This is a genomic window from Pseudarthrobacter sp. NCCP-2145, from assembly GCF_023708005.1.
Classification (GTDB): domain Bacteria; phylum Actinomycetota; class Actinomycetes; order Actinomycetales; family Micrococcaceae; genus Arthrobacter; species Arthrobacter oxydans.
This window is the reverse complement of record NZ_BRCG01000023.1, coordinates 1-23,762: the sequence shown is the minus strand read 5'-3', so window position 1 is coordinate 23,762 and position 23,762 is coordinate 1. Positions and strand designations below refer to the sequence as shown.

Annotated in this window: 25 protein-coding genes; 18 read left to right on the top strand and 7 right to left on the bottom strand. The window is 67.6% G+C overall.

Features of this window, described 5'->3' with window-relative positions; all coding sequences use genetic code 11:
• Window positions 1-120: 120 nt before the first annotated feature.
• The gene (locus tag NFU08_RS17300) at window positions 121-324 is read right to left on the bottom strand and encodes a cold-shock protein (protein ID WP_011692441.1); all 204 of its coding nucleotides are present in this window, start codon (window positions 322-324) and stop codon (window positions 121-123) included.
• Window positions 325-625: 301 nt separating this feature from the next.
• Window positions 626-1,321: an endonuclease NucS gene (gene nucS, locus NFU08_RS17295; RefSeq protein ID WP_174179159.1), complete on the bottom strand. Its 696-nt coding sequence runs from the start codon at window positions 1,319-1,321 to the stop codon at window positions 626-628.
• Window positions 1,322-1,425: 104 nt separating this feature from the next.
• Here nucS and NFU08_RS17290 point away from each other — a divergent pair, with 104 nt between their 5' ends.
• Both NFU08_RS17290 and NFU08_RS17285 read left to right on the top strand, forming a co-directional pair.
• Window positions 1,426-1,782, top strand: coding sequence for an ATP/GTP-binding protein (locus NFU08_RS17290; protein WP_174179161.1), 357 nt, complete (start codon window positions 1,426-1,428; stop codon window positions 1,780-1,782).
• Between the two features lie 43 nt (window positions 1,783-1,825).
• Complete coding sequence (locus NFU08_RS17285) at window positions 1,826-2,626, top strand: alpha/beta hydrolase (protein WP_174179163.1); 801 nt, start codon at window positions 1,826-1,828, stop codon at window positions 2,624-2,626.
• A gap of 75 nt (window positions 2,627-2,701) precedes the next feature.
• Here NFU08_RS17285 and NFU08_RS17280 read toward each other — a convergent pair whose 3' ends face one another.
• The gene (locus tag NFU08_RS17280; protein WP_251424889.1) at window positions 2,702-4,036 is read right to left on the bottom strand and encodes an AI-2E family transporter; all 1,335 of its coding nucleotides are present in this window, start codon (window positions 4,034-4,036) and stop codon (window positions 2,702-2,704) included.
• Window positions 4,037-4,227: 191 nt separating this feature from the next.
• Here NFU08_RS17280 and NFU08_RS17275 point away from each other — a divergent pair, with 191 nt between their 5' ends.
• The 9 genes from NFU08_RS17275 to NFU08_RS17235 all read left to right on the top strand — a co-directional run bounded on the left by NFU08_RS17275 (window position 4,228) and on the right by NFU08_RS17235 (window position 13,984).
• Complete coding sequence (locus NFU08_RS17275; protein ID WP_251424887.1) at window positions 4,228-5,934, top strand: hypothetical protein; 1,707 nt, start codon at window positions 4,228-4,230, stop codon at window positions 5,932-5,934.
• Between the two features lie 52 nt (window positions 5,935-5,986).
• Window positions 5,987-6,973 carry a tetratricopeptide repeat protein gene (locus NFU08_RS17270; protein WP_251424885.1) on the top strand — a complete coding sequence of 329 codons (987 nt, stop codon included), beginning with the start codon at window positions 5,987-5,989 and terminating at the stop codon, window positions 6,971-6,973.
• The gene (locus NFU08_RS17265) at window positions 6,973-8,070 is read left to right on the top strand and encodes an NADH:flavin oxidoreductase/NADH oxidase (protein WP_174179171.1); all 1,098 of its coding nucleotides are present in this window, start codon (window positions 6,973-6,975) and stop codon (window positions 8,068-8,070) included. Before NFU08_RS17270 ends, NFU08_RS17265 begins: the two co-directional genes overlap by 1 nt.
• A 10-nt stretch (window positions 8,071-8,080) precedes the next feature.
• A complete protein-coding gene (locus tag NFU08_RS17260) occupies window positions 8,081-8,416 on the top strand; it encodes a DUF3253 domain-containing protein (protein ID WP_251424883.1) in 336 nt (111 codons plus the stop codon).
• A 114-nt stretch (window positions 8,417-8,530) separates the two neighbouring features.
• On the top strand, window positions 8,531-9,406 hold the full coding sequence (locus NFU08_RS17255; protein ID WP_174179175.1) for an ABC transporter ATP-binding protein: 876 nt from the start codon (window positions 8,531-8,533) through the stop codon (window positions 9,404-9,406).
• Complete coding sequence (locus NFU08_RS17250) at window positions 9,388-10,959, top strand: transporter (protein ID WP_251424881.1); 1,572 nt, start codon at window positions 9,388-9,390, stop codon at window positions 10,957-10,959. Before NFU08_RS17255 ends, NFU08_RS17250 begins: the two co-directional genes overlap by 19 nt.
• Before the next feature lie 22 nt (window positions 10,960-10,981).
• Window positions 10,982-11,764, top strand: a complete 783-nt coding sequence (gene nagB / locus NFU08_RS17245; protein ID WP_251424879.1) for a glucosamine-6-phosphate deaminase — start codon at window positions 10,982-10,984, stop codon at window positions 11,762-11,764.
• A 97-nt stretch (window positions 11,765-11,861) separates the two neighbouring features.
• On the top strand, window positions 11,862-12,203 hold the full coding sequence (locus NFU08_RS17240; RefSeq protein WP_174179181.1) for a DUF3039 domain-containing protein: 342 nt from the start codon (window positions 11,862-11,864) through the stop codon (window positions 12,201-12,203).
• Window positions 12,203-13,984, top strand: coding sequence for a DEAD/DEAH box helicase (locus tag NFU08_RS17235; protein ID WP_251424877.1), 1,782 nt, complete (start codon window positions 12,203-12,205; stop codon window positions 13,982-13,984). Before NFU08_RS17240 ends, NFU08_RS17235 begins: the two co-directional genes overlap by 1 nt.
• A gap of 78 nt (window positions 13,985-14,062) precedes the next feature.
• On the opposite strand, the gene NFU08_RS17230 is transcribed toward NFU08_RS17235, so the two are convergent.
• The 3 genes from NFU08_RS17230 to NFU08_RS17220 form a co-directional block, all read right to left on the bottom strand.
• Window positions 14,063-15,097 (bottom strand): AAA family ATPase, encoded by a 1,035-nt coding sequence (locus NFU08_RS17230; RefSeq protein ID WP_251424875.1) that lies wholly within the window; start codon window positions 15,095-15,097, stop codon window positions 14,063-14,065.
• Window positions 15,098-15,203: 106 nt separating this feature from the next.
• A complete protein-coding gene (locus NFU08_RS17225) occupies window positions 15,204-15,842 on the bottom strand; it encodes an isochorismatase family protein (protein WP_174179187.1) in 639 nt (212 codons plus the stop codon).
• A gap of 9 nt (window positions 15,843-15,851) precedes the next feature.
• Entirely contained in the window at window positions 15,852-17,180 is a 1,329-nt protein-coding gene (locus NFU08_RS17220; RefSeq protein ID WP_174179189.1) for a nicotinate phosphoribosyltransferase, read from the bottom strand.
• A gap of 171 nt (window positions 17,181-17,351) precedes the next feature.
• Here NFU08_RS17220 and clpS point away from each other — a divergent pair, with 171 nt between their 5' ends.
• The 6 genes from clpS (at window position 17,352) to rdgB (ending at window position 21,687) form a co-directional block, all read left to right on the top strand.
• The gene (gene clpS, locus NFU08_RS17215) at window positions 17,352-17,723 is read left to right on the top strand and encodes an ATP-dependent Clp protease adapter ClpS (protein WP_251424873.1); all 372 of its coding nucleotides are present in this window, start codon (window positions 17,352-17,354) and stop codon (window positions 17,721-17,723) included.
• On the top strand, window positions 17,716-18,282 hold the full coding sequence (locus tag NFU08_RS17210) for a DUF2017 domain-containing protein (RefSeq protein WP_174179191.1): 567 nt from the start codon (window positions 17,716-17,718) through the stop codon (window positions 18,280-18,282). Before clpS ends, NFU08_RS17210 begins: the two co-directional genes overlap by 8 nt.
• A 123-nt stretch (window positions 18,283-18,405) precedes the next feature.
• Window positions 18,406-19,404, top strand: a complete 999-nt coding sequence (murI, locus tag NFU08_RS17205; RefSeq protein WP_174179193.1) for a glutamate racemase — start codon at window positions 18,406-18,408, stop codon at window positions 19,402-19,404.
• Entirely contained in the window at window positions 19,401-20,198 is a 798-nt protein-coding gene (locus NFU08_RS17200) for an MBL fold metallo-hydrolase (protein WP_174179195.1), read from the top strand. The genes murI and NFU08_RS17200 overlap by 4 nt, the downstream gene beginning before the upstream one ends.
• A gap of 74 nt (window positions 20,199-20,272) precedes the next feature.
• Window positions 20,273-21,031, top strand: coding sequence for a ribonuclease PH (gene rph, locus NFU08_RS17195; RefSeq protein ID WP_104184889.1), 759 nt, complete (start codon window positions 20,273-20,275; stop codon window positions 21,029-21,031).
• Window positions 21,028-21,687, top strand: coding sequence for an RdgB/HAM1 family non-canonical purine NTP pyrophosphatase (rdgB, locus tag NFU08_RS17190; protein ID WP_251424871.1), 660 nt, complete (start codon window positions 21,028-21,030; stop codon window positions 21,685-21,687). The genes rph and rdgB overlap by 4 nt, the downstream gene beginning before the upstream one ends.
• Window positions 21,688-21,776: 89 nt before the next feature.
• On the opposite strand, the gene NFU08_RS17185 is transcribed toward rdgB, so the two are convergent.
• The gene (locus NFU08_RS17185) at window positions 21,777-22,553 is read right to left on the bottom strand and encodes a VTT domain-containing protein (protein WP_174179209.1); all 777 of its coding nucleotides are present in this window, start codon (window positions 22,551-22,553) and stop codon (window positions 21,777-21,779) included.
• An 82-nt stretch (window positions 22,554-22,635) separates the two neighbouring features.
• Between NFU08_RS17185 and NFU08_RS17180 the strand changes: the two genes are divergently transcribed.
• Window positions 22,636-23,646 (top strand): exonuclease domain-containing protein, encoded by a 1,011-nt coding sequence (locus NFU08_RS17180; RefSeq protein WP_174179199.1) that lies wholly within the window; start codon window positions 22,636-22,638, stop codon window positions 23,644-23,646.
• Window positions 23,647-23,762 lie beyond the last annotated feature (116 nt).

The window sequence follows — 23,762 nt, the reverse complement described above, 5'->3', positions numbered from 1 at the left end:
GGGAATCCGCGCCTTTTGTCCTGCAACTCCGGCTTCTGGAACTGAACATAAAAATGGTCCCCGGCATAAATGCCGGGGACCATTTTGCTGCCAACCGCTGGTGCGGGCGGCGGGCGGAGACTAGACCAGCGTTACGCCGGTAGCCTGCGGACCCTTTGCGCCCTGTCCGATTTCGAACTGGACGCGCTGGTTCTCGTCGAGGGTCTTGAAGCCGCCGGTCTGGATTTCGGAGTAGTGGACGAAGACGTCACCGTCCGAGTCATCCGGGGTAATGAAGCCGAAGCCCTTTTCAGCGTTGAACCACTTGACGGTTCCCTGTGCCATTTATTTCTCCTCATTGTGGAACTTTTTAAGATCGGCACACCTCGTGCCGGCCTTGGTCACTCCGCGAGAAGAATCCTGGTGTGCCGCCCCTGGAAAAGGAACCGGCGGTGCAGGAGCTTCGCGCTCGCAACATGTCTTGCGAGCATGAAAAAACACCTACACAAAGACTGAGATAAGAATTTCATGCCCATTCCCGCAGGTCAACGGTTTGGGCTTCAAAACGGATAAATTTTGGACAAAGAGGAGGTTAATGCGCACGTCAGGGCATCCTTCACCGGACAAGGACCACCGGGCGGCACCGTCAGAAAAGCCGGGACTCGCTGTCGTCAACGCCGCGCATGGCGTCGTAGTCCAACGTGACGCAATCGATGCCTCGGTCATTGGCAAGGACCTTGGCCTGCGGCTTGATCTGCTGGGCCGCGAAAATTCCGCGCACCGGGGCCAGCAGCGGATCGCGGTTGAGCAACTCGAGGTATCGCGTGAGTTGCTCCACGCCGTCGATATCGCCGCGCCGCTTCAGCTCAATGGCAACCGTGGCGCCCTCGGCATCGCGCGCCAGGATATCCACCGGACCGATGGCGGTGAAGTATTCACGGCGGATGAGGGAGTACCCCGTCCCCAGGGTCTCGATCTGTTCGGCCAGGAGCCGCTGCAGGTCTGCCTCCACGCCATCCTTGATGAGCCCGGGGTCAACGCCGAGGTCGTGGGACGATTCATCGAGCTTTTCATGGATGTTGATGATGAGCCGGTCATCGGTCTTGGCCGACTGGACGGTCCACTGCTCCATCACCCCCAGCTCGAGATCCACGTCTTCCGGGGAGGAAACCCTGAGCGTGGCCGGGGGGCTCATCCAGTTGAGCGGCTTGTAGGAACCGCCGTCTGAATGGACCAGGACGGAGCCGTCGGCCTTCACCAGCAGGAGCCTGGTGGCAAGCGGGAGGTGGGCTTTGAGCCGGCCAACATAATCAACGGAGCATCGGGCTATGACAAGTCGCACGCCGTACAGACTACCGTCTGCAGCGGACGCAGCTGGCAGCCGGTGCCCACCGCCCCCGGGCTTGCCCGCAGGAATATGCACGGCGGCTGGGGCAGAATGGAGGCATGCCGCGCTCCAACCGACCCCGCCGTCCAGTGTCCGGAAAGGGGGCTGTGTCCGGGAGGGCGGGCGCTGGAAAGAAGGGCAGCCGGGAGGTGCCCGAGCTCGACCTGGAACGGGCGCGTGCCGGCATCGCGCGGCGGGAGAGCGCCCCTGACGGCGAGTGGATGGTGCGCACCATGACCGCCAGGAATGCCGAAAAAACCTACATCTGCCCCGAGTGCTCCACGGCCGTGCCGCCCGGTGTGGCCCACCTGGTGGTCTGGAAGGACGACCACCTGTTCGGCGCTGCCGCCGGACTGGCCGAGCGGCGACACTGGCATACCAACTGCTGGATGTCGCGCAGTTACCGCTACCGCTGAACGGGCGGGCGAAGATGCGCCGGCTGTCGCTAAGCTGGCAGGCATGACTTTTGATCCGGCGTCGTACGAATTCCGCCAGGGCCCAGGCCCCACTCCCATCCGTGCCTCCACCGTGCTGCCCGCCAGGCGCGAGCTGGTGAAGCTGGACACGGAAGACGGCCACACCCTGGTGGCCGAGCTGGCGCTGCCGGAATCCGGCCCCGTGAAGGCCACGTTGATAACCCTGCATCCCCTTCCCACGCACGGCGGGTTCATGGACTCGCATGTCTACCGCAAGGCTTCCTACCGGCTGCCTGCCCTCGCCGGCATCGCCGTGCTGCGGTTCAACACCCGCGGAACCGCATCCCCGCACGGAACCAGCAGCGGGGCCTTCGACGAAGGCGTCGGGGAGCGCCATGACATGGAGGCCGCGGTCCGCTTCGCCGTCGAACGCGGCCTGCCCAACCGCTGGCTGGTCGGCTGGTCCTTCGGCACGGAACTCGCCCTGATGTACGGAGCCGTGGAGCCGGTGGCGTCCCAAGTCGAGGGGGCAATCCTGCTTTCGCCGCCGCTGCACCGCGCCAAGGACAAGGACCTGCTCCAGTGGGCCGCATCCGGAAAGCCGCTCACGGTCCTGGTGCCGGAGCACGACGATTTCCTCAAACCTGCCGAGGCGGCCGAACGCTTCAGCCTGGTGCCGCAGGCCCGCGTGGTGGGCGTGGACGGGGCCAAACACCTGTGGGTGGGGGAGAAGTATGCTGCCCGGGTCCTCAACGAGATTGTGGATGAGGTCAGCGAGGCAGGATCAGGCGCCGCAGGACTGCCGCAGGAATGGGACGGGCCCGTCGCAACAGCCTCCGCCTAGGACCCCTGGTTCCGCCGCGGGTTCGGCCCCACCGCGCCGGCCCGGTGCTGGACCTGCCGTGGTGCTGCTCCTGCGTTAGTGCTGGTCCTGGCGGACGATGTAGATCTCCCTGACCAGCAGCAGGACAGCAGCCGCCGTGGGAATGGCGATGAGGGCACCGAGCACGCCCAGCAGGCTGCCGCCGGCAATGACGGAAATAACCGCCACGGCGCCGGGAACGGCCACGGCCTTCTGCATGATGCGCGGAGAGATGAAGTAGGCCTCGAACTGCAGGTACGCGAAGTAGCAGATTCCGTAGATGGCAGCGGTCTGCCAGCCCTCCGTCAGCGAGACCAGCAGCACCACGATCCCGGCAATCATGCCGCCCACCAGCGGAATGAACGCGAGCAGGGCCACCACGAAGGCCAGCAGCAGGGCGAAAGGTATTCCCACGATTGACATCACGATGAAGGCAAAGGTGGCATTCAGGAGGGCGACCACCGCCTGCCCGATCACGTAGTTGCCCACCGACCGGGTGATTTCCTCGGACAGGGCCTCCACACGGTGCCGCCGGGACCGCGGCGCAAGCCGGTAGCCCCACTTCTTCATCGCAGGCAGGGCGGCAAGGAAATACAGGCTCAGCACCAGGACGATCAGCGTGCCGAAAAGTCCGTTGGCCACGGTGGAGCCAAAGCCGACAACACCGCCGAAGATTCCGCCCATCGCCGCGGGGTCGTTGACGAACTTGTCCAGCTCTTCCGTGACGCGGTCACGCACACCAAACTGGTCGTCCAGGCTGCGGAAGAACTCGGAATCGATGAAATCACGGATCCACACCGGTGCTTGCTCGACGATCTGCGTGACCTGCTGCACGATGGTGGGAATAAGGGTGGCGAAGAAGCCGACGACGGCGCTCACCAGCACTGTGACGGACACCAGGATCCCGGCAGGGCGGGGAATTTTCCGGCCCTCCAGCCAACTGACGACAGGCTCCAGTCCCAGCGCGATGAACAGCGCCGCAACGATCCACAGGAGCAGTTGCGTGGTGTTGGAGCCGATCCAGTAGACCAGCAGTGCAAGCCCAACGCCCACGGTTCCCATGAACCCCAGGTACAGGGGATGCTGCGGCGAAATCCGGGGGCCGGGACTGCCGAACTGCGGCTCCACCCCGCTGTCCTGGCCACCGCCGTCACCGTCCTGGCGCGTGTACTCCGGCGGCATCTCGAAACGAAGCCGTGGCTGGGCGCCCGGCAAAGGCTGGCGCAGCCGCTGGGCCAGCATCCCGAGTGCGGCCGCGGCGGGCCTCTTCCGGCGGGCAGTTCCAGGACCCTGACCAGGACCTATTCCAGGACCGTTGGCGGCGGCTGCCGGCGGCTGCGTACCCCCCGGGTTCTCTGGTGCCGCGGAGGATTCGTCCGTCTTGTCTGTCACTGGTTTTGGGGGCCTGTTCCGTACGTGGCGCCGCGGGTGCGGGCGGGTGTGATGATCATCGCAAACACTATCAGCAGCCTTGTCAACAACAGCTGAAGTGCCTGCTCAGCGGCCCGCTGGCGATCCTGCGCGAAGCCCCGATCCGGGCCCGCGATAACAAAACGGATACTATTGAAACTAAACCCCCGCTGATGATAGGTGTTCCCTTGCGTTTAAAGACTGCAGTCGCACTCGTGCTGCTCGGCCTCCTGACACTCTTGGCCGGCATCGGCCAGAGGACCATCTGGGCCCCCTCCGAGACCTTTACGGCTTCCGCGCCGGCCGATGCTGCCGCTGCGCCGATTACCGTGATCGACCAGAACCTGCGGACCCTTCACGGCGGCACAGTCAAGATCGACATCGAGGGCGACGGCAACTTCATGCTGGCGGCCGGCCGACCGGACGACGTGGACGCCTGGGTTGGCCAGGCCGCGCACAACACCATTAGCGGCGTTTCCGGGGACCGGGCGTCCCTCCAGGTTGAACACACCGACGGCGAGGCCACCGTACCCAACCCCGCCGGCTCGGACCTCTGGGTTTCCACCGAGAATGCCAGCGGCGAGCTCGAATACTCCTGGACGCCGCCGGCTGACGGCGACTGGACCCTGCTGCTGGCCTCGGACGGAACCCAGCCCGCACCTGCCTCCATCTCCATGACGTTCCCCAACGACACCTCCACACCCTGGGCCGTACCCCTGATGGTCCTTGGTTCCCTCCTGGTTGTCGCCGGGATCGTGCTGGCCCTGCTCTCTGCCCGCCGGCGCAACGGTGAAGGCGGCGGCGAGGGCAGCGGCTTCGCCCGGCGCGCCCGCGCCCGCAGCGAGGCCAAGTCGTCCTCGCGCGTGACCATGGCTGCTGCCGGCGTGGTCGCCGCTGCCGTGGTCGCCGGAACCGGCGTCGCCGCAAGCGCTACTTCTCCCGCGCCCGCGCCTTCATCGGATGCGGCATCGGCGTCGCCCGCCGCGCAGGAGGCAAGTTCGCCCGTCCTGCTGGATGCCCAGTTCCGCCGGATCCTGGAGCAGGTCTCCAGCGCCGTTGACGCAGGCGATGCGGCCAAGGACGCCGCGAAGCTGTCCGACCGGGTTGGCGGAACCGAACTGGAAGTCCGCACCCAGAACTACAAGATCCGTTCACAGGTGGGCTCCTACGAGCCGCGCATGCCGGTGCGGTCCACCAAGCTCCTCACCACCGTGGTGACCAGCGAGCGCGAATGGCCGCGGTCCGTCATGGCCGTGACCCAGGGTGAGGGCAACGTGGTGCCGCAGCTGCTGACCCTGGTCCAGGCCTCACCGCGCGAGAACTACAAGCTCGTGGAAACCAACCCGCTGCAGCCCGGCACCACATTCCCCACCATCAGCCGGGACGGCACCGAGACGCTGGCACCCGCGGACAAGACGGGCCTGCTCTACAGCGGTGAAGAAGCCCTGTCCGGCCTGGCCGACCGCCTCACCTCCGAAGACTCGGCCTTCAAGGACAAGCTGGTGGAAGGGGAGTCCTCGCCGTACATCGCGGACACCCTGTCCTACCAGGCTGAAGTGGTGAAGTCCGGCGAGAACGGCAACTTCTCCTTCACCCACAAGGTGGTCCCGGAAGGCACTGTTGTCTTCCGCACGGCTGACGGCGGCGCGCTGGTGCTGGGACGGATCAACTTCGGCTTCGAGGGGACCCCCAAGGCCGCGGGCGACAAGCTCACCATCGGTGACGACGCAGCGGCACTGGCCGGCGGCAAGGAAACCACCACCGGCATGGTCCTGAGCTTTGCCGAGTCGGTGGCCGTGTACGTGCCGCCGGCAGGATCCACGGACCCGATGAAGCTTGTGGCGGCAACCCGCGGCCTGACGGGGGCCAGCTTCAAGTAATCCCCGTCCTGCAGTAGCCCCGGCAGCGGCCGGAGTGGCTAGAGTGGAAAGCATGAGTTCGCCAGCTTCCCGCCCAGTCCCTCCTGCCGCTGCCAACCTGCTTAACCTGCGCGGCGCCGTCGATCTTTCCAGCCTGAAGCAGCGCCCGGCCTCACCGGCTTCACCGGCCGGGACCGGAACGCCGCAGGAAGGCGCCCAGCCGGGTGCCGCTCCCGGCGCCCAGGAACTGAAGGTCAACGTCACCGAGGGCAACTTCCAGCAGCTCGTGGAGCTGTCGGCGCAGGTGCCTGTGGTGTTCGCCCTGTGGGCCTCCTACTCGCCGGAGTCGGCAGCCGTGCTCGAGGTCCTGGAGCGGGTGGTTGGCGGCTACGGCGGCCGGCTGGTCCTTGGCTCCGCGGACATCGAAGCCTTCCCGCAGCTTGCCCAGGCCTTCCAGGTGCAGGCTGTCCCCACTGCTGTGGCCGTCCTTAAGGGCCAGCCGGTGCCGCTTTTCCAGGGCAGCGCCGACGAGCAGCAGGTGCGCAGCCTGTTTGACGAACTGCTGAAAGTAGCCGCGGCGAACGGCGTGACCGGGAGCCTGGGAGCCGGACGGGCGGAAGAGGACGCTCCCGCGCCGCTGCCGCCGCTGCACCAGGCCGCGTTCGACGCCATCGAAGCGGGAGATTATGCTGCTGCGGCAGAGGCGTACCGCCAGGCGCTGACCGAGATGCCCGCGGACCATGAGGCCAAGGCAGGACTTGCCCAGGTTGAGCTGATGGGGAGGCTGCAGCCGCTTTCTGCCCAGGACAGCGAAGCCCTGCGCACGCTCGCGGCCAACGAGCCGGACAACCTTGAGGCCCAGCTGGGGGTGGCAGACCTTGATGTGGCCGGCGGCCACGTAGAGGATGCGCTGAGCCGGCTGGTCTCCTTCATCGGCAGGAACTTCGGCCCGGAGCGTGAGGCTGCCCGCGTCCGGCTTCTGGAGCTGTTCGACGTAGTGGGCGCCGCGGACGAACGGGTGGCCAAGGCGCGCCAGGCCCTCGCGAGGGTGCTCTTCTAGTGCCGGCGCTGTTCCAGCCCCTGCGGCTCCGCTCGCTGGAGCTGCAGCACCGGGGCTGGGTGTCGCCGATGTGCCAGTACAGCTGCGATCCCGACGACGCCCCGGGAGTCCCGAACGACTGGCACCTGATGCATCTGGGGTCCTTCGCTGCCGGCGGCGCGGCGCTGATCCTGACCGAAGCCGCCGCCGTGAACGCGGAAGGCCGGATCAGCCCCCGCGACGCCGGCCTCTACAACAGCGGGCAGGCCGAAGCGTGGCAGCGGATCACCTCCTTCGTCCACCGGCACGGCGCCGCAGGGGCCAAGATCGGCGTGCAGCTTGCCCATGCCGGCAGGAAGGCGTCCACTTACTGGCCCTTTTCCGGCAAGCGCGGCAGCGTTCCGGAGTCCGACGGCGGCTGGACCACTGTGGGGCCCTCACCGTTGGCCTTCGAAGGGTACGCCAGCCCCGCGGCGATGGGCGCGGACCAGATCAGCGGCGTGGTGCGCGACTTCGCCGACGCCGCCGTGCGGGCGGTGGACGCGGGCTTTGACACCATCGAGATCCACGGTGCCCACGGGTACCTCCTGCACCAGTTCCAAAGCCCGCTGATCAACACGCGGACCGATGCCTGGGGCGGCGACGAAACGGGCCGGAACCGGCTGATGCTGACTGTGGTTGACGCCGTCCGAGCCGTCATACCGGAGTCCATGCCGCTGCTCCTGAGGATCTCCGCCAGCGACTGGGCCGAAGGCGGCGTGGATCTGGCCGCTTCCGTTCGCCTGGCACGGCAGGCCGCCGAACACGGTGTGGACCTCATCGATGTGTCCAGCGGTGGTGCCGTTGCCCACCAGCAGATCAAAGCCGGCCCCGGCTACCAGACCGGATTTTCAGCGGCCATCCGGAAGGAAGCCGGTGTGGCCACCGGCACCGTGGGCCTGCTGACTTCGGCAGGCCAGGCCGAACATGCCGTCGCCACGGGACAGGCTGACGGCGTCCTCATCGCGAGGGCAGCGCTGCGGGACCCGCACTGGTGGCTGAGGGCCGCCTTCGAGCTGGGCCACGACCTTGCGTGGCCTCCGCAGTACGAGCGCGCCGTTCCGCGGCGCACCTTCTGATGGTCCCGTGATGGCCGGCCGGGACCGCCGCACTGCGCCAAAGTCCGCGCCGGTTCCCCAGGGGACGCCGGCCCCTGGGAGGGAGCCGGCGCCGGGCGGCGGGGTCGACCAGCAGCTGGAAGCCGCCATCCTGGAACTGCTGGCCAACAGAGCCGCCACCTCCACCATCTGCCCGTCGGAAGCCGCCCGCGCTGTCGGTGGCGGGACGTGGCGTGACCTCATGGAGCCGGCCCGCAGGGCTGCGCGGCGGCTGGTCGACGCAGGCGAGGTCCAGGTCACCCAGGGCGGCTCGGTGGTGGACCCCGCCACGGCCAAGGGGCCCATCCGTATCCGGAAGGCGCGGTAGGTACCCCGGCACGATGTCGCCGGACAGCGTCCCACCGGAGGCGGTTTCCTACGCCTTTCCAGCTACTCCTCCGGGAGGACCCCGCAGCGGCGGCCCGAGGGCTAGTCTGGCTTCATGACTGCCCCGCAACCTGATCCGGCACTGCACCCCGACCCGGTAATGCGCCCCGACACGGCCCCGCAACCAGACCATGCACTGGACTCCCCGCCGGGTCTGCACCCAGGAGCTGCGCCGCAGGTGCCGGCCTTGTCCATCCGCGGGCTCGCCAAGCGGTTCGGCGGAAAGATCGCTGTGGACGGCATCAGCCTTGACGTGCCGGCCGGATCCTTCTACGGCATTGTGGGCCCCAACGGTGCCGGCAAGACCACCACGTTGTCCATGGCAACCGGCCTCCTGCGTCCGGACTTCGGGACAGCTGCAGTCCACGGCGTGGACGTCTGGCAGCGGCCGCTGGAGGCGAAGAGGCTGATGGGCATCCTGCCGGACGGGGTGCGGCTGTTCGACCGGCTCACCGGCGAACAGCTCATCACGTATGCAGGGCTGTTGCGCGGAATGGACCGGGAGACGGTGGCCACCCGCGTTGCGGACCTCCTCGCCGCCATGGATCTCCAGGAGGACGCCGGCACCCTGGTGGTGGACTACTCCGCGGGCATGACCAAGAAGATCGCGCTGGCCTCCGCCCTCATCCACGCACCCCGGCTGCTGGTCCTGGACGAACCCTTCGAAGCGGTGGACCCGGTTTCCGCGGCCAACATCCGTTCCATCCTTGACAGCTACGTCGCCTCGGGCGGCACGGTCATCGTGTCCAGCCACGTCATGGACCTGGTCCAGCGCATGTGCGACCACGTGGCAGTAGTGGCCAACGGACGCCTGCTCGCCGCCGGCACCGTCGACCAGGTGCGCGCCGGGGCCTCGCTGGAGGACCGGTTCGTGCAGCTGGTGGGCGGCCGCAGCCACACGGAAGGGCTGGAATGGTTGCGCACCTTCTAAGGCTCAAGCTGACACTGCTGCGCAACGGCCTGCGGCGCAGCCCGTGGCAACTGGCGGGAATGGCCTTCGCCGGGCTCTACGCACTGGGGATGGTGGCAACGCTTGTGATGGCACTGGTGATGCTGCGCAACGCACCGCACGACCTTGCCCAGACCGCCGTGGTCCTCGGCGGATCCGCCGCCATCCTGGGCTGGGGCATCGTGCCGGTGGTGGCCTCTGCCACGGACATGACCCTGGATCCCGCACGGTTCACCACCTTCGCGATCCCCATGCGTCAGATGCTGGCGGGACTGGCGCTGGGCGGTCTCATCGGCATCCCGGGACTGGCCACTTCGCTGGTGGCGCTGTCCACGGTGGCCACCTGGTCCCACGGTGTCCTTCCTGCGCTCGCCGCGTTCGCGGGGGCAGTGCTGGGCGTACTGACCTGCGTGGTGCTCGCCAAAGTGGTGACCACCGCAACGGCAAGCCTGGCCGCATCGCGGCGGTTCAAGGACGTCAGCGCCATCGCGTTCATGGTGCCGCTGGTGTTGATGGGGCCCATTGTGGCCGGAATAGGCCAGGGCCTCTCAGCCTCCACCGGGTTCCTGCCCGGCTTTGCCAGGACGCTGTCGTGGACGCCGCTGGGCGCACCGTGGTCGCTGGGCGGTGATGTGGCAGCCGGGCAGCCGGGGCAGGCGGCATTGAAGCTGCTGGTATCCGTTGCAGCGCTGGCCGCGCTCGCGTGGGCGTGGAAGTCCCTGTTGGAACGGGCGCTGGTGACTCCGCCGTACGCGGGCAGCGGCAGGCGCAAAGGCGGCAGGCTGGGACTGCTGGGAGTGCTGCCCGCCACTCCGGCCGGTGCGGTGATGGCGAGGTCCCTCACGTACTGGTTCCGGGATCCACGGTATTCAGGATCCCTTGTGGTGATTCCCCTGCTTCCGGTGGTGCTCGCCTTCCAGGGCAGCCAGGCCGGGGACTTCACCAGCCTGGGCATCCTTGCCCCGCTCTCCGCCTTCATCCTCGCCTGGTCCATCTCCGCGGACGTGTCCTACGACAACACCGCTTTCGCCCTGCACCTTGCCACCGGTGTCAGGGGAGTGGCGGACCGGCTGGGCCGCGCCCTGGCCTGCCTGGCCTTCGCGTTGCCGGTGGTGCTGGTGTTCGCCCTCGGGTATTCCGCCCTGACAGGGGACTGGGCGGGCCTGCCCGGCCAGCTGGGCCTGAGCCTGGGCATCCTGTTCACCGGGCTGGGACTGTCGTCGGTGGTTTCGGCCCGTTATACCGTGGCCGTTCCGCTGCCGGGCGACAGCCCGTTCAAGAAGCCGCCCGGCAACGTGGGCCAGACCCTCGCCGTACAGTTCGGAGGGCTGCTGGTCCTCATGGTCCTGGTCTTGCCCCAGGCAGGGCTCCTGGTTGCCCAAGTGGTCACCGGCAACTACCTCTTCGGGTGGATCAACCTCTCCGCGGGAACGGTCCTGGGCCTGGTCCTGTTTGTCCTGGGCGTCAGGCTGGGCGGAAAATGGCTGGACGCCCGCGGGCCCGAGCTCCTGGCCCAGGTGTCCGTCAACCGCTGACCAGCTTTCGGAAGGAACCAGCATGGAAGTCGTCATCCTCAACGGCAGCAAACAGATTGCCAGGCTGGCCGCCGATGCCGTCGAGGACCTGCTCCGGCGCAAGCCCGATGCCGTCCTCGGCCTGGCGACGGGTTCGACCCCGCTTCCGGTCTACGATGAGCTGGCTGCCCGCCATGAGCGGGACGGCCTGGACTTCAGCCGGGCCTCAGGTTTTGCCCTGGACGAGTACGTGGGACTTCCACCAGGGCACCCCGAGTCCTACCGGGAAGTGGTCCGCCGGGAGTTCACCAACCGGGTCAACATCCGGCCTGAGAACGTCCACGGACCGGACGGTGCCGCCGCGGACATCCCGGCTGCCTGCCGCGCCTACGAGGAGGCGATCGCGGCTGCCGGCGGAGTGGACCTGCAGATCCTCGGGGTGGGAACGGACGGCCACATCGCCTTCAACGAACCGGGATCCTCCTTCGCTTCCAGGACCCGCATCAAGAGCCTCCTCGAACAGACCCGCAGGGACAATGCCCGGTTCTTCTCCAGCCTGGCGGATGTCCCGCACCACGTCCTCACCCAGGGGCTGGGAACCATCATGGACGCACGGCACGTCATCCTGCTGGCAACCGGCGCGCGGAAGGCCCAGGCTGTGCGGGATTTCGTGGAGGGCCCCGTCGCCGCCATCTGCCCGGCGTCGATCCTGCAGTTCCACCCGCACGCCACCGTCCTGCTGGACGAGGCCGCGGCGTCGGCACTGAAACTGGCGGATTTCTACCGCCACACCTACGACCACAAGCCCTCCTGGCAGGGGATTTAGCCCGACCCGCCCGCTGCCGGCGCACGCCGCCGCAAAGTCCGACGGCGGCTGGCGGGGGCGCGCCGCCGTCGAACGTCCAGGCGGTGGAACAGCTAAGATGGTTGGCATGACTAGCACGACGGACCCTCTCGAAAACGACCCGATGCGCGAGCTTTCCGGGGCTGGAACGTCCACAGCCACCATTGAGCGCGAGGAACTGCGCCAGGAAGTGGAGCCCGGGGACCGGGAACGCTTTTCGCACTACGTGCGCAAGGAAAAGATCATGGAGTCCGCGCTGACCGGGGAACCCGTCATCGCGTTGTGCGGCAAGGTCTGGACGCCGGGACGGGATCCGCAGAAGTTCCCGGTCTGCCCGATGTGCAAAGAGGTCTATGAAGGCCTCCGCCCGGGCAACGACGGCGGCAAGGGTCCCGGAGGGGACTCGGGCAACAACAAATAGTGACGGAGACGCTCTTTGGCGGCCCCACCCTGCCTCCGGCCTATCCGGAACGTGCAGCCTGGGGAACCGCCCCGAAACTCCGTGCCTGGCAGCAGGAAGCCCTGGACCTGTACCTGCGCAACAGCCCGCGCGACTTCCTCGCCGTGGCAACGCCCGGCGCCGGCAAGACCACCTTCGCGCTGAGGGTGGCGTCCACGCTCATCGACTCCGGCGCCGTTAACAGGGTGACCATCGTGGCGCCCACCGACCACCTGAAGCGGCAGTGGGCGGATGCGGCGGCAAAGGTGGGCATCGCCATCGACCCCAACTTCAAGAACTCCGACGGCCAGCACGGCCGCGGCTTCATCGGCGTTGCCGTCACCTATGCGCAGGTGGCCAGCAAGCCGCTGCTCCACCGCGCCAAGACGGAAGCTGCGCGCACGCTGGTGATTCTTGACGAGATCCACCACGGCGGCGAGGCACTGTCCTGGGGCGACGGGCTGCGTGAAGCCTTCGACCCCGCGGTCAGGCGGCTTTCGCTGACGGGAACGCCGTTCCGTTCCGACACCTCTCCCATTCCCTTCGTCGAGTATGGCCAGGACCGGGACGGCATCCGCCGCTCCAAGGCCGACTACACCTACGGGTACGGCAATGCGCTGCGCGACCACGTGGTCCGCCCGGTGATGTTCATGGCCTATTCCGGGCAGATGCGGTGGCGGACCAGTGCCGGCGAGGAGATGGCGGCGTCGCTGGGTGAGGCCGCGGTGACCAAGGACATCACATCCCACGCCTGGCGTACCGCCCTGAACCCCGCAGGCGAGTGGATTCCGGCTGTGCTTGCGGGCGCGGACAAGCGCCTCAGCGAGGTGCGCCGCACCGTTCCCGATGCCGGCGGCCTGGTGATAGCCACGGATCACGAGGATGCCCGTGCGTATGCCGGACAGCTCAAGAGGATCACGGGGGAGTCGCCCACGGTCATCCTTTCTGATGACGCGAAGGCCTCGAGCAAGATCGAGGAATTCACCGCCAGCGAGAAACGCTGGATGGTGGCCGTCCGGATGGTGTCCGAGGGTGTGGACGTGCCGCGGCTTTCCGTCGGCGTGTATGCCACGTCAACCTCGACCCCCCTGTTCTTCGCCCAGGCGGTGGGCCGCTTCGTGCGTGCCCGCAAGCGGGGCGAAACGGCATCGGTCTTCCTGCCCTCGGTGCCGCAGCTGATGGCCCTTGCCAACTCCATGGAGGCGGAACGGGACCACGCCCTGGACCGCCCGGAGAAGGAAGACGCGGACGGCCTGTTCAATCCCGAGGACTCGCTGATGGCAGAGGCCAACCGCGAGGACAAGGCGTCGGACAGCCTCACCAAGGGCAAGTTCGAGGCATTGGATTCACAGGCATCCTTTGACCGTGTGCTGTTCGACGGCGGCGAGTTCGGCACCGGTGGCGAGGTGGGGTCCGACGACGAGATGGACTTCCTGGGCATTCCCGGGCTGCTGGACGCTGAGCAGGTGGGCACGTTGTTGCGGCAGCGCCAGCATGAGCAGCTGAACCGCAAGAACCGGAAGGCTCCTGCGGCGGCGGAAACCCCGGCACCGGCCGTCCCGGACCACCGGATGCTGATGGACCTCCGCAACGAGCTGGCCAAAAACGTGGCTGCCTGGTCTGCCCGCACGGGGACCCCCCACGGGGTGGTGCACACCAAGCTGCGGACAGTGTGCGGCGGACCGCCCGTGGCCCAGGCGAACGAGGAGCAGCTGCAGTCGCGCCTGCGGAAACTCCAGGACTGGTTCATCGGCCGGAAATAGCGGCGATGGTGACAAAGCCGGCCCGGTGCTTTGCGGACTGCTCCCCGAACGTCCGCCCGGCAGCCGCCGCAGATCCGGTCAGGCCAGCCAGCGCCACCAGCGTGACTGCTCCGGTTCGGGCGCCGGTTCCGGCTCCGGTTCCTCGCCCAGCGCCAGCGCGGCCTCGACGAGGTCGTCCGCGGTCAGCGTCATGACGGCCTCACGATCGAGGGCATCAAGACTGTGTTCCTCGTCGAGCGACAGCCGCAGCGCCTGGCGGTTGAGCGCCTGCTCGAACAGCGTGCGGGCGAACCGTGCGTTGCCGGAGTCCTCGCCCGCGTGAAGCCCTGTGAAGATGCGTCGCAGCATCTGGTCCGCATCCGGCTCCAGCCTGTACTCGTGCTGGGAAAGCATCCGGTGGAAGATCGTCTGGAGTGCGTCGACGGAGTAGTCGGGGAACGTGATCTCGCGGGCGAACCGGGAGCGCAGTCCGGGGTTCGAGAGCAGGAATGCCTCCATCAGCCGCGGATACCCGGCCACGATCACGACCAGGCGGTGGCGGTGGTCCTCCATCCGTTTGAGAAGGACCTCGATCGCCTCGGGGCCGAAGTCCATCCGGCCGTCCTCCGGTGCCAGCGCGTAGGCCTCGTCGATGAACAGGACGCCGTCCAGCGCACGCCGGATCACCCTGTCCGTCTTGATGGCGGTCGTGCCGACGTACTGCCCCACCAGGCCCGAACGGTCGACCTCGACCAGGTGGCCTTTCTGCAGCAGGCCGACCGCGCGGTACATCTCGGCCAGGAGCCGCGCCACGGTGGTCTTGCCCGTGCCCGGGTTTCCGAGGAAGACCAGATGCTGGGAGGTGGCCACCTCCGGCAGACCGTGCGCCTTACGGCGGGCCTGGACCTGGAGAAGTGCCACGAGCGCCCGCACCTGTTCCTTCACTGTCTCCAGGCCGACCAGCGCGTCGAGCTCGGCCTGCACCTCGGACAGTGGCCGGGCCGGCCCGGGCCTCGGACCCACGAGATCGCCGACCAGGTCGTCGACGCGTTCCGAGCCGGGCAGCTTGAGCTGGTCGGCAAGGCGGCCGATGGTCTCGCGCAGGTCGTCGAGCGGATTGCGACTGGCAGCCATGCCTCCACTGTAGTACCCGGGTCCCGTTCCTGCCCTGGGATCAAGGGGCGGGTGAAACGGCGAAGGGCCTGCTGATCATCGGCGCCGGGCCCCACCCGGTGGTGCCCTAGGCTACGTCCACGCCGCCGAGTTCCATTTCGGCCACTGCTTCCTCCAGGTCCTCGGCGATCCCGGCCGTCAGGGAGCGGAGGACCGTGACGGAGTAGCCGGCCTGGACTGCGTCCAGGGCCGTTGCCATCACGCAGTAATCCGTGGCGATTCCCACAACGACGACGTCCTCCACGTCATGGCTCTGCAGCCAGTCGTCCAGCCCGATCGCGTCTTCGTCCGGAGCGAACCTCCCGGCGTCCGCGGGACCGGGCAGGGCCCCGGGCTGCCGTTCTCCGGTGGGCACCGCATCTTCGGGGGCCAGCAGGCCCTCGAAGCCGGAGTAGGCGGCGGAGAACTGCCCTTTCTGGAAGTAGGCCTGGATGTATTCGGTGTCCAGGTCGGGATGCAGTTCAGCCCCGGGGGTGCCCGCCACGCAGTGCGGCGGCCAGCTGTCCTTGAAGTCCGGCATGTCCGAGAAATGCTCTCCGGGATCGATGTGCCAGTCCTGGGTGGCAACGATGTGGTCGAACTCGCCGTGGTGGGCGTCCACATATTCGCTGATGGCGCCGGCCACATCCGCGCCGCCGGAAACGGCCAGAGAACCGCCCTCGCAGAAATCGTTCTGGACGTCGACGATGATCAGTGCCCGGGACATCGGTTCTCCTCAGTTTTCTTCATAGAGAGTCGGGATGGCGGCCTCCCCGCGCTGCAGGCGGTTGACCACCGGCGGCAGCTCCGCCATGGAATCCGCATGGCGCTGGCGGGCCCGGAGCACGCCCTCGTGGCCGGTCCAGCCCGGCAGCAGCTCCCCGTTCTTCATGAACTGCTGCAGGAGGGGCCGGTCATTGCCGTCATCCTCCGGCCGGTGGCCGACGCCCACCACCTCGGCAGTTGCAATGCCGCGCTCGTTCAACTTGCGCAGCGCGTACTTGCGGCCGCCCACGCTGGCCTTGTTCTTGGCCGCCTTGGCCACGGAGACGAACGTTCCGTCGTCGTCCGTGCGGCTGACCAGCTTGTACACCATGCTGGCCGTCGGGGCGCCAGAGCCGGTGACCAGGGACGTGCCCACGCCGTAGGAATCCACGGGGGCGGACTGCAGGGCGGCGATGGCGTACTCATCGAGGTCTGACGTGACCACGATCTTGGTGTTTTCGTTGCCGAGGTCGTCAAGGAGCCTGCGCACCCACTGCGCCTGCGCCACAAGGTCGCCGGAGTCCAGCCGGACCGCCCCCAGGCGCGGACCCGCAAGGTCCACGGCCGTGCGGACGGCCGCTTCGACGTCGTACGTGTCCACCAGCAGGGACGTATGGTCCCCGAGCGAGGCAATCTGGGCCTCGAACGCGTCCCGCTCGGTGTCGTGCAGGAGCGTGAAGGAATGGGCGGCGGTGCCCACCGTCTTGATCCCGTAGCGGATTCCAGCCTCGAGGTTGGAGGTGCTGTCGAACCCGGCGATGATTGCTGCCCGGGCGGAAGCGGTGGCTGCTTCCTCATGGGTGCGCCGGGAGCCCATCTCAATGCAGGGCCGGCCGCCGGCCGCGGTGACCATCCGGGAAGCAGCCGAGGCGATGGCGCTGTCATGGTTCAACACGGACAGAAGGTAGGTCTCCAGCATGCAGGCCTCCGCGAACGTGGCCTCGACAATCAGGATGGGGGAGTTCGGGAAGTACGCCTCGCCTTCGGGGTAGCCCCAGATGTCGCCGGAAAACCGGTAGGACGCCAGGTACTCCAGCGTCTGCGCGTTGACCACCTTGGTGCGTTCCAGGAACTCAAGCTCGGCATCCCCGAAGCGGAAATTGGCGATGCCCTCCAGCAGCCGTCCCGTGCCGGCCACGATGCCGTAGCGCCGGCCATCCGGCAGCCGCCGGGCAAAAGCCTCGAACACCGACTTGCGGTGCGCGGCCCCCGAATGCAGCGATGCCTGCAGCATCGTCAGCTCGTAGTGGTCGGTGTAAAAAGAGGTGCGGGGATGCTCCCAGCCAGCGGAGGTACTCACGAAAATCACTCTAGTCCCCGCCGGCTCCCACGTCTCGCTTCGCTTCGCCGCGGGCCCCTCGCCGGCGTGGGCCCACCCGCCGGCTCCCACGTCTCGCTTCGCTTCGCCGCGGGCCCCTCGCCGGCGTGGGCCCGATCCGGCGGTGGCCCGGCATCCCCATAGAATGGACAGATGACCTTAGGCGTTGCGCTCGGCCCTGATACACAGGAGGGCACCCGGACCGGAACAGCGGAATCCACAGATTCCCTGACCGCGCCGGACATCCCCTGGAACCTGGTGATCTGGAACGATCCCGTCAACCTCATGAGCTACGTGAGCTATGTTTTCCAAAGCTATTTCGGCTACTCCGAGAGCAAGGCGAACAAGCTCATGATGGAGGTCCACAAGAAGGGCCGCTCCATTGTTGCCTCGGGCAGCAAGGAACAGGTGGAACGCCATGCCGTCGCCATGCACGGGTTCGGGCTGTGGGCCACCGTGGAAAAAGCCAGCGGTGGAAACAACGGCAACTCCGGCGGAGGCCAGGGCAAGGGGAAACGTGGCTAAGGCATTCAAGTACGGACTCAAAGGCATCACCGGCTACCTTGAGCCCGCGGAACGCGACCTGTTGCGCAGCCTGATCCATGACGTCATCTCAATGCTCCAGCCGGAGGACCGTGACGGCCAGGATCCGCTGGCCGCCCTGATCGGCCTGGACATGGACGTGGCAGAGCCTTCCGACCGCGCCGTCAAGCGCCTGCTCCCCAATGTCATGAAGGACGACGCCGGCGCCTCCCTGGAGTTCCGCCAGCTCACCGAACGCTCGCTGCGGGAAACTAAGATCGGCGCCCTGCGGGCCGCGGCCCTGGACCTGGACAAGGACGAGATCGTGCTGACGCCCGACGCGGCACGGCACTGGTCCATGGCTTTGAACGATGTCCGGCTGGTCCTTGCCGAGCGGCTGGATATCCAGGACGAGGAGGACGCCGAGCACGTCCACCTGATGCAGGACTGGTCCCAGGCCGAGGACGTGGAGAGCTACCTGGCCCTGGTCTACAACTTCGCCACGTGGCTCCAGGAGTCACTGGTCCAGGCCATGCTGCAGTCCATGGAGTCGCGCCGGTGAGCGGCGCGGACCGCCCCCCGTCCCTGCGCTGTGACACACCAGACATGAGCTCCCGGCCACAGGTTCATGACTGGAGCCGCGGGGAAGACCTATCCTCGAATAATCATGAGTAGAGCCTCAAGCATGGATCCGTCAGCCGGCGCTGCCACGGGGTCCGACGCCAGCGACCTGCCCGCCGCCGCCTTGGAGTCGCGGCCCATCGGCGTATTCGACTCCGGAGTTGGCGGCCTCACGGTGGCCCGCTCCATCATCGACCAGCTTCCCAACGAGTCAATCCTCTATGTGGGGGACACGGCGCACGGACCGTACGGCCCCCTGCCCATCGCAGAGGTGCGGGCCAACGCCCTGGGCGTGATGGACGAACTGGTGGACTCCGGCGTCAAGCTGCTCACCATAGCCTGCAACTCGGCGTCGGCCGCTGTCCTGCGGGACGCCCGCGAGCGGTACACGGCCAAGTACGGCATCCCGGTTATCGAAGTCATCCAGCCGGCGGTGCGGCGGGCAGTGGCGGCAACCCGCAGCGGGCTGGTGGGCGTGATCGGCACCTCCGCCACGATCGGCTCCCGGGCCTACGAGGATACGTTCGCCGCGGCGCCGGACCTGGCGATCACCTCCGTGGCGTGCCCGGAATTCGTCAGCTACGTCGAAGCAGGGATCACCACCGGTCCGGCGCTGCTGGCCGTCGCCGAGGAATACCTCGCCCCGCTCAAGGCGGCCGGCGTGGACACGGTGGTCCTGGGCTGCACGCACTACCCGCTGCTCACCGGCGTCATCTCCTACGTCATGGGGGCGGACGTGACCCTGGTGTCCAGCGCCGAGGAAACCGCCAAGGACGTCTACCGCGCCCTGGCCACCCACAACCTGCAGCGCACGGACGCAACGCCGCCGGAGCACCACTTCGTGGCCACCGGGGACGCCGGCCAGTTCGAGGCGCTGGCCCGGCGGTTCCTGGGGCCCGAGGTCCTCTCCGTCCGGCACGTGGACCACGTGTCCGCCCAGTACCCCACGGGAAGCCTCGCCAGGATCACCCCGGAAATGATCGCCGCCGCCCAGAACGCTGCGGCGCGGCCGCGGATCTCCAACTTCGTGGGCACTTCAGCGACCGGGGGCAGCGGCCAGTGAAGCTCACCATCGTAGGCTGCACGGGGTCCTTTCCCGGCCCCGGGTCACCGGCGTCGTGCTACCTCCTGACCGCGAACGACGGCGAGCGGACCTGGAAAGTGGTCATGGACCTGGGCAGCGGGGCGCTGGGTGCCATCCAGCGGTACACCGACCTGGAGGATATCGACGCGATCTTCCTCACCCACCTGCACCCCGACCACTGCATGGACCTGTGCGGCCTGCACGTGGCGGTCCGGTGGAAGCCCGGCGGCTGGGGCCGCGGCCGGATCCCCGTCTGGGGGCCTGCGGCCACGGCAGACCGGATGGCCACGGCGTACGGCCTGGAGCTGGACCCCGGAATGCACGAGGAATTCGACTTCACTAACTGGGCGGAACGCGAGTCCGTGACCGTGGGGCCGTTCACCGTGACACCCTTCGCCGTCAACCACCCCGTGGAGGAGGCCTACGCCCTGCGGGTGGAAGTGGTGGAACCGGACAAGGACGGTACGCCTGTTTCCCGGACCCTGACCTATTCCGGTGATACCGATTCCTGTGCCGGGCTTGAGGAAGCAGCCAAGGACGCCGACCTGTTCCTGTGCGAGGCAGCCTTCGAGGAAGGCCGCGACGACGGCATCAAGGACGTCCACCTGACCGGAAAGCGCGCCGGGGAAGCCGCTGCGGCTGCGGGGGCCCGCCGGCTCCTGCTCACGCACATTCCCGTGTGGACATCACAGACCACGGTGATGGCCGAAGCCCGCCCGGTGTTCGGCGGCGACGTGGCGGTAGCGGTTGCCGGAGTGCACTACACCATCTAGCCCCCCGGGGTCCCTGCCACGGCTTCGACCAGGGGACCGGCATCGGCCGGGCGTGCAGTCGATAAGCTAAAGACATGACTTCTGAAGCAACTGCAGTACCCATCGTGCGCGCCGACGGCCGCGCCCCCGACCAGCTCCGGCCCATCAGCATCACCCGCGGATGGTCCACCCAGGCCGAGGGATCCGCCCTGATCGAGTTCGGCAACACCCGGGTCCTGTGCACCGCATCCCTGACCGCAGGCGTGCCGCGCTGGCTCAAGGGGGAAGGCCGCGGCTGGGTCACCGCCGAGTACGCCATGCTGCCCCGGGCCACCAACACCCGCTCCGACCGCGAATCCGTCAAAGGCAAGATCGGCGGCCGCACCCACGAAATCTCCCGGCTCATCGGACGTTCGCTGCGCTCGATCATCGACACCAAGGCCCTGGGCGAAAACACAATCGTGCTGGACTGCGACGTTCTCCAGGCGGACGGCGGCACCCGCACGGCAGCCATCACCGGCGCCTACGTCGCGCTCGCAGACGCCATCCGCTTCGCCCGCGACAACAAGCTGATCGCAAAAAATGCCCAGCCCCTGATCGACACCATTGCCGCTGTGTCCGTGGGCATCATCGACGGCGTGCCCATGCTGGACCTGCCGTACGTCGAGGACGTCCGGGCAGAAACCGACATGAACGTTGTGGTCACCGGCTCGGGAAAGTTCGTGGAAGTGCAGGGAACGGCCGAGGGCGCACCCTTTGACCGGGCCGAGCTGGACCAGCTCCTGGACCTGGCACTGCTGGGCACCACCCAGCTCGCCGCCATCCAGCGGGAGACCCTGGCGGACACGCTGTGAACCCGGCCGGCGGAGATGCTCCCCGCCTGGTCCTGGCAACCCACAACAAGGGCAAGGTGCGGGAGCTCCGCGAGCTGCTGCGGGGACAGGTCCCGGGGCTCGACGTCGACACCCAGGTGGTGGACGCGGCAGCGGCAGGTGCCCCTGACGTCGTCGAAACCGGTGTGACGTTTGCCGAGAATTCGCTGCTGAAGGCGCGTGCCGTTGCGGAAGCCACCGGCCTGGCGGCCATTGCCGACGACTCCGGCCTTGCGGTGGACGTGATGGGCGGAGCGCCCGGGATCTTTTCGGCCCGGTGGGCCGGCACCCACGGCGACGACGCCGCCAACCTGCGGCTCCTGCTCAGCCAGCTCTCCGACGTGCCGGACATCCACCGGGGTGCGGCCTTCGTCTGCGCGGCGGCGCTGGCTGTGCCGGACACGGACGGCAGGCCCGGCCACGAGGTGGTGGAATACGGACAGCTGGAGGGCGTGCTGCTCCGCGAGCCGCGGGGCAGCGGGGGCTTCGGCTACGATCCCGTGCTGCAGCCGGCGGGGGAGGACCGCAGTTGCGCAGAGCTGTCCGCAGAGGAAAAGAACGCCATCAGCCACCGTGGCAAGGCCTTCCGCGCGCTGCTGCCGGCCATCGTCGAGGCGCTGCGCCGGGCAGAGGCCTGACGGGACGCAAGGCCCCACAGTTGCCGGTTAACCAAAAAGGTGTGTTCCCCGCCGCGGCGGGGAACACACCTTCCCTGGTTTACGGGCACTTACGGAAGGCGGGGGGTCTTCTGCTCGTCCTCGGGGGCGTGCTCCTCGATGAACTCCTCCACGGGGTCGGTGCCGTAGGCCTTCGCCTGGCGCTTGGCGGACAGGCCGCGGAGGACCTCCACGCCGATGGGCAGGACGGACACCAGGACGATCGCGATGAAAATGATGTCCAGGTTGTCACGGACCCACGGGATACGGTCGCCCAGCAGGTATCCCAGCAGCGTCACGCCGCCGCCCCACAGCACTGCGCCGATGACGTTGAAGAGGAAGAACTTCTTTTTGTTCATCTGGGCGACGCCCACGATGACGGGGACGAAAGTCCTGATGATGGGGACGAAGCGTGCCAGGATCAATGCCTTGCCGCCGTGCTTTTCGAAGAAGGCGTGCGCGTTCTCCACGTTTTCCCGCTTGAACAGGCGCGAGTTGGGTTTGTTGAAGATGGCGGGCCCGGCTTTCGACCCGATGAGGTAGCCGGTCTGGTTGCCCACGATGGCCGAAATGATGATCAGCAGCGCGAAGACCCACACGTTGAACTTGATGGTGTCCGTGGCCACCAGGAGGCCAGCTGTGAACAGCATGGAATCACCGGGCAGGAAGAAGCCCACCAGCAGGCCGGTCTCCGCGAAGACGATGCCGCAGACCAGCAGCACCACCCACGGCGCCAGGGCGGGATCAGCCAGGAAGACCTGGGGGTTCAGCCAGTCGGGCAGGAAGGAGGCCAGCTGGGGCTGCACCGGTCCTGCGCCGCCCAGCATGGACACGGCGAGGTCATTCATCACAGGAAAGTTCACCTCTCAAGGGTACTTGACAGAGCCGTGCCTGCATGGAGGAGCAGCATTCCGGCGGTAAGGTTGGGCCGTGGGTTTGGACTTTACGGCGATCGACTTTGAAACTGCGAACGGCTTCCGGGGCTCTCCCTGCGCGGTGGGCCTGACGAAGGTACGGGGCGGGCAGATCGTGGACGAGGCTTCATGGCTGATGCGGCCCCCGCCGAACCACGACCACTTCGACTACCACAACGTGCGGATCCACGGCATCCGGGCTGACGACGTGGCCGGGCACCCCCGCTTCGGGGAACTCTTCCCCGAAATCGGCGCCTTCATTGGTGATGACATCCTCGCGGCGCACAATGCCGCCTTCGACCTGGGAGTGATCCGGTCGGGCCTGGAGGTCTCCGGCCTGCCGGGGCCCGCCTACGACTATGTGTGCACCGTCATGCTTTCCCGGCGGTGCTACTCGCTGGTGTCCAACTCCCTGCCGTTCGCCGCCGAGGAAGCCGGCGTGCCGTTGGTGAAGCACCACGACGCCGCTGAGGACGCCCGGGCCTGCGCGGGAATCCTGATCGACATAGCCCGGCGGAACCAGGCCAACAGCATCGGCGAACTCTACCTTTCGCTGGGGCTGGTGATGCCGCGCCAGCAGGCCTTCGACCCGGCCACGGACGGGCTGTCCAAGTCCAGCATCGCGGCCCTTGCCGCTGCCGGCAGCGGCACGGCTGCGCCGCTACGGCCTTTCCAGTCGGGCTGGCCGGAGGAGGGAGCCAACCCGCTTCCCAACCCCGATGCCGAGCCGGGCCACCCACTGTACGGCCAGACCGTCGTCTTCACCGGGGCGCTGTCCATAGGGCGCCCGGAAGCCAAAAGGCGCTCTGCCGACGTCGGCGCCCGGCCGGAGAGCCGGGTGACCGGGCGCACCACCGTCCTGGTGGTGGGGGACGGCTTTGTTGCCTCCGACCTCCGCTCCGGCCGGCTGACCGGCAAAGCCCGGCGCGTCCTGGAGCTCCATGACCGCGGCCAGCCCATCGAAGTGCTGTCCGAAGGTGAGTTCCTGCAGATGGTGGGCGACTTCGCGGCAGCAGCCATCGCCTAGGAGACTGCTGAAATATCCGCTGGTTTAGGCGCGTCGGCTGGACTGGTGAGGCTGGTGGTTAAGACTGGTCTTATGCAGGGACGCGAGGACGCGCAACGCGGGTATTTGGATGTGGA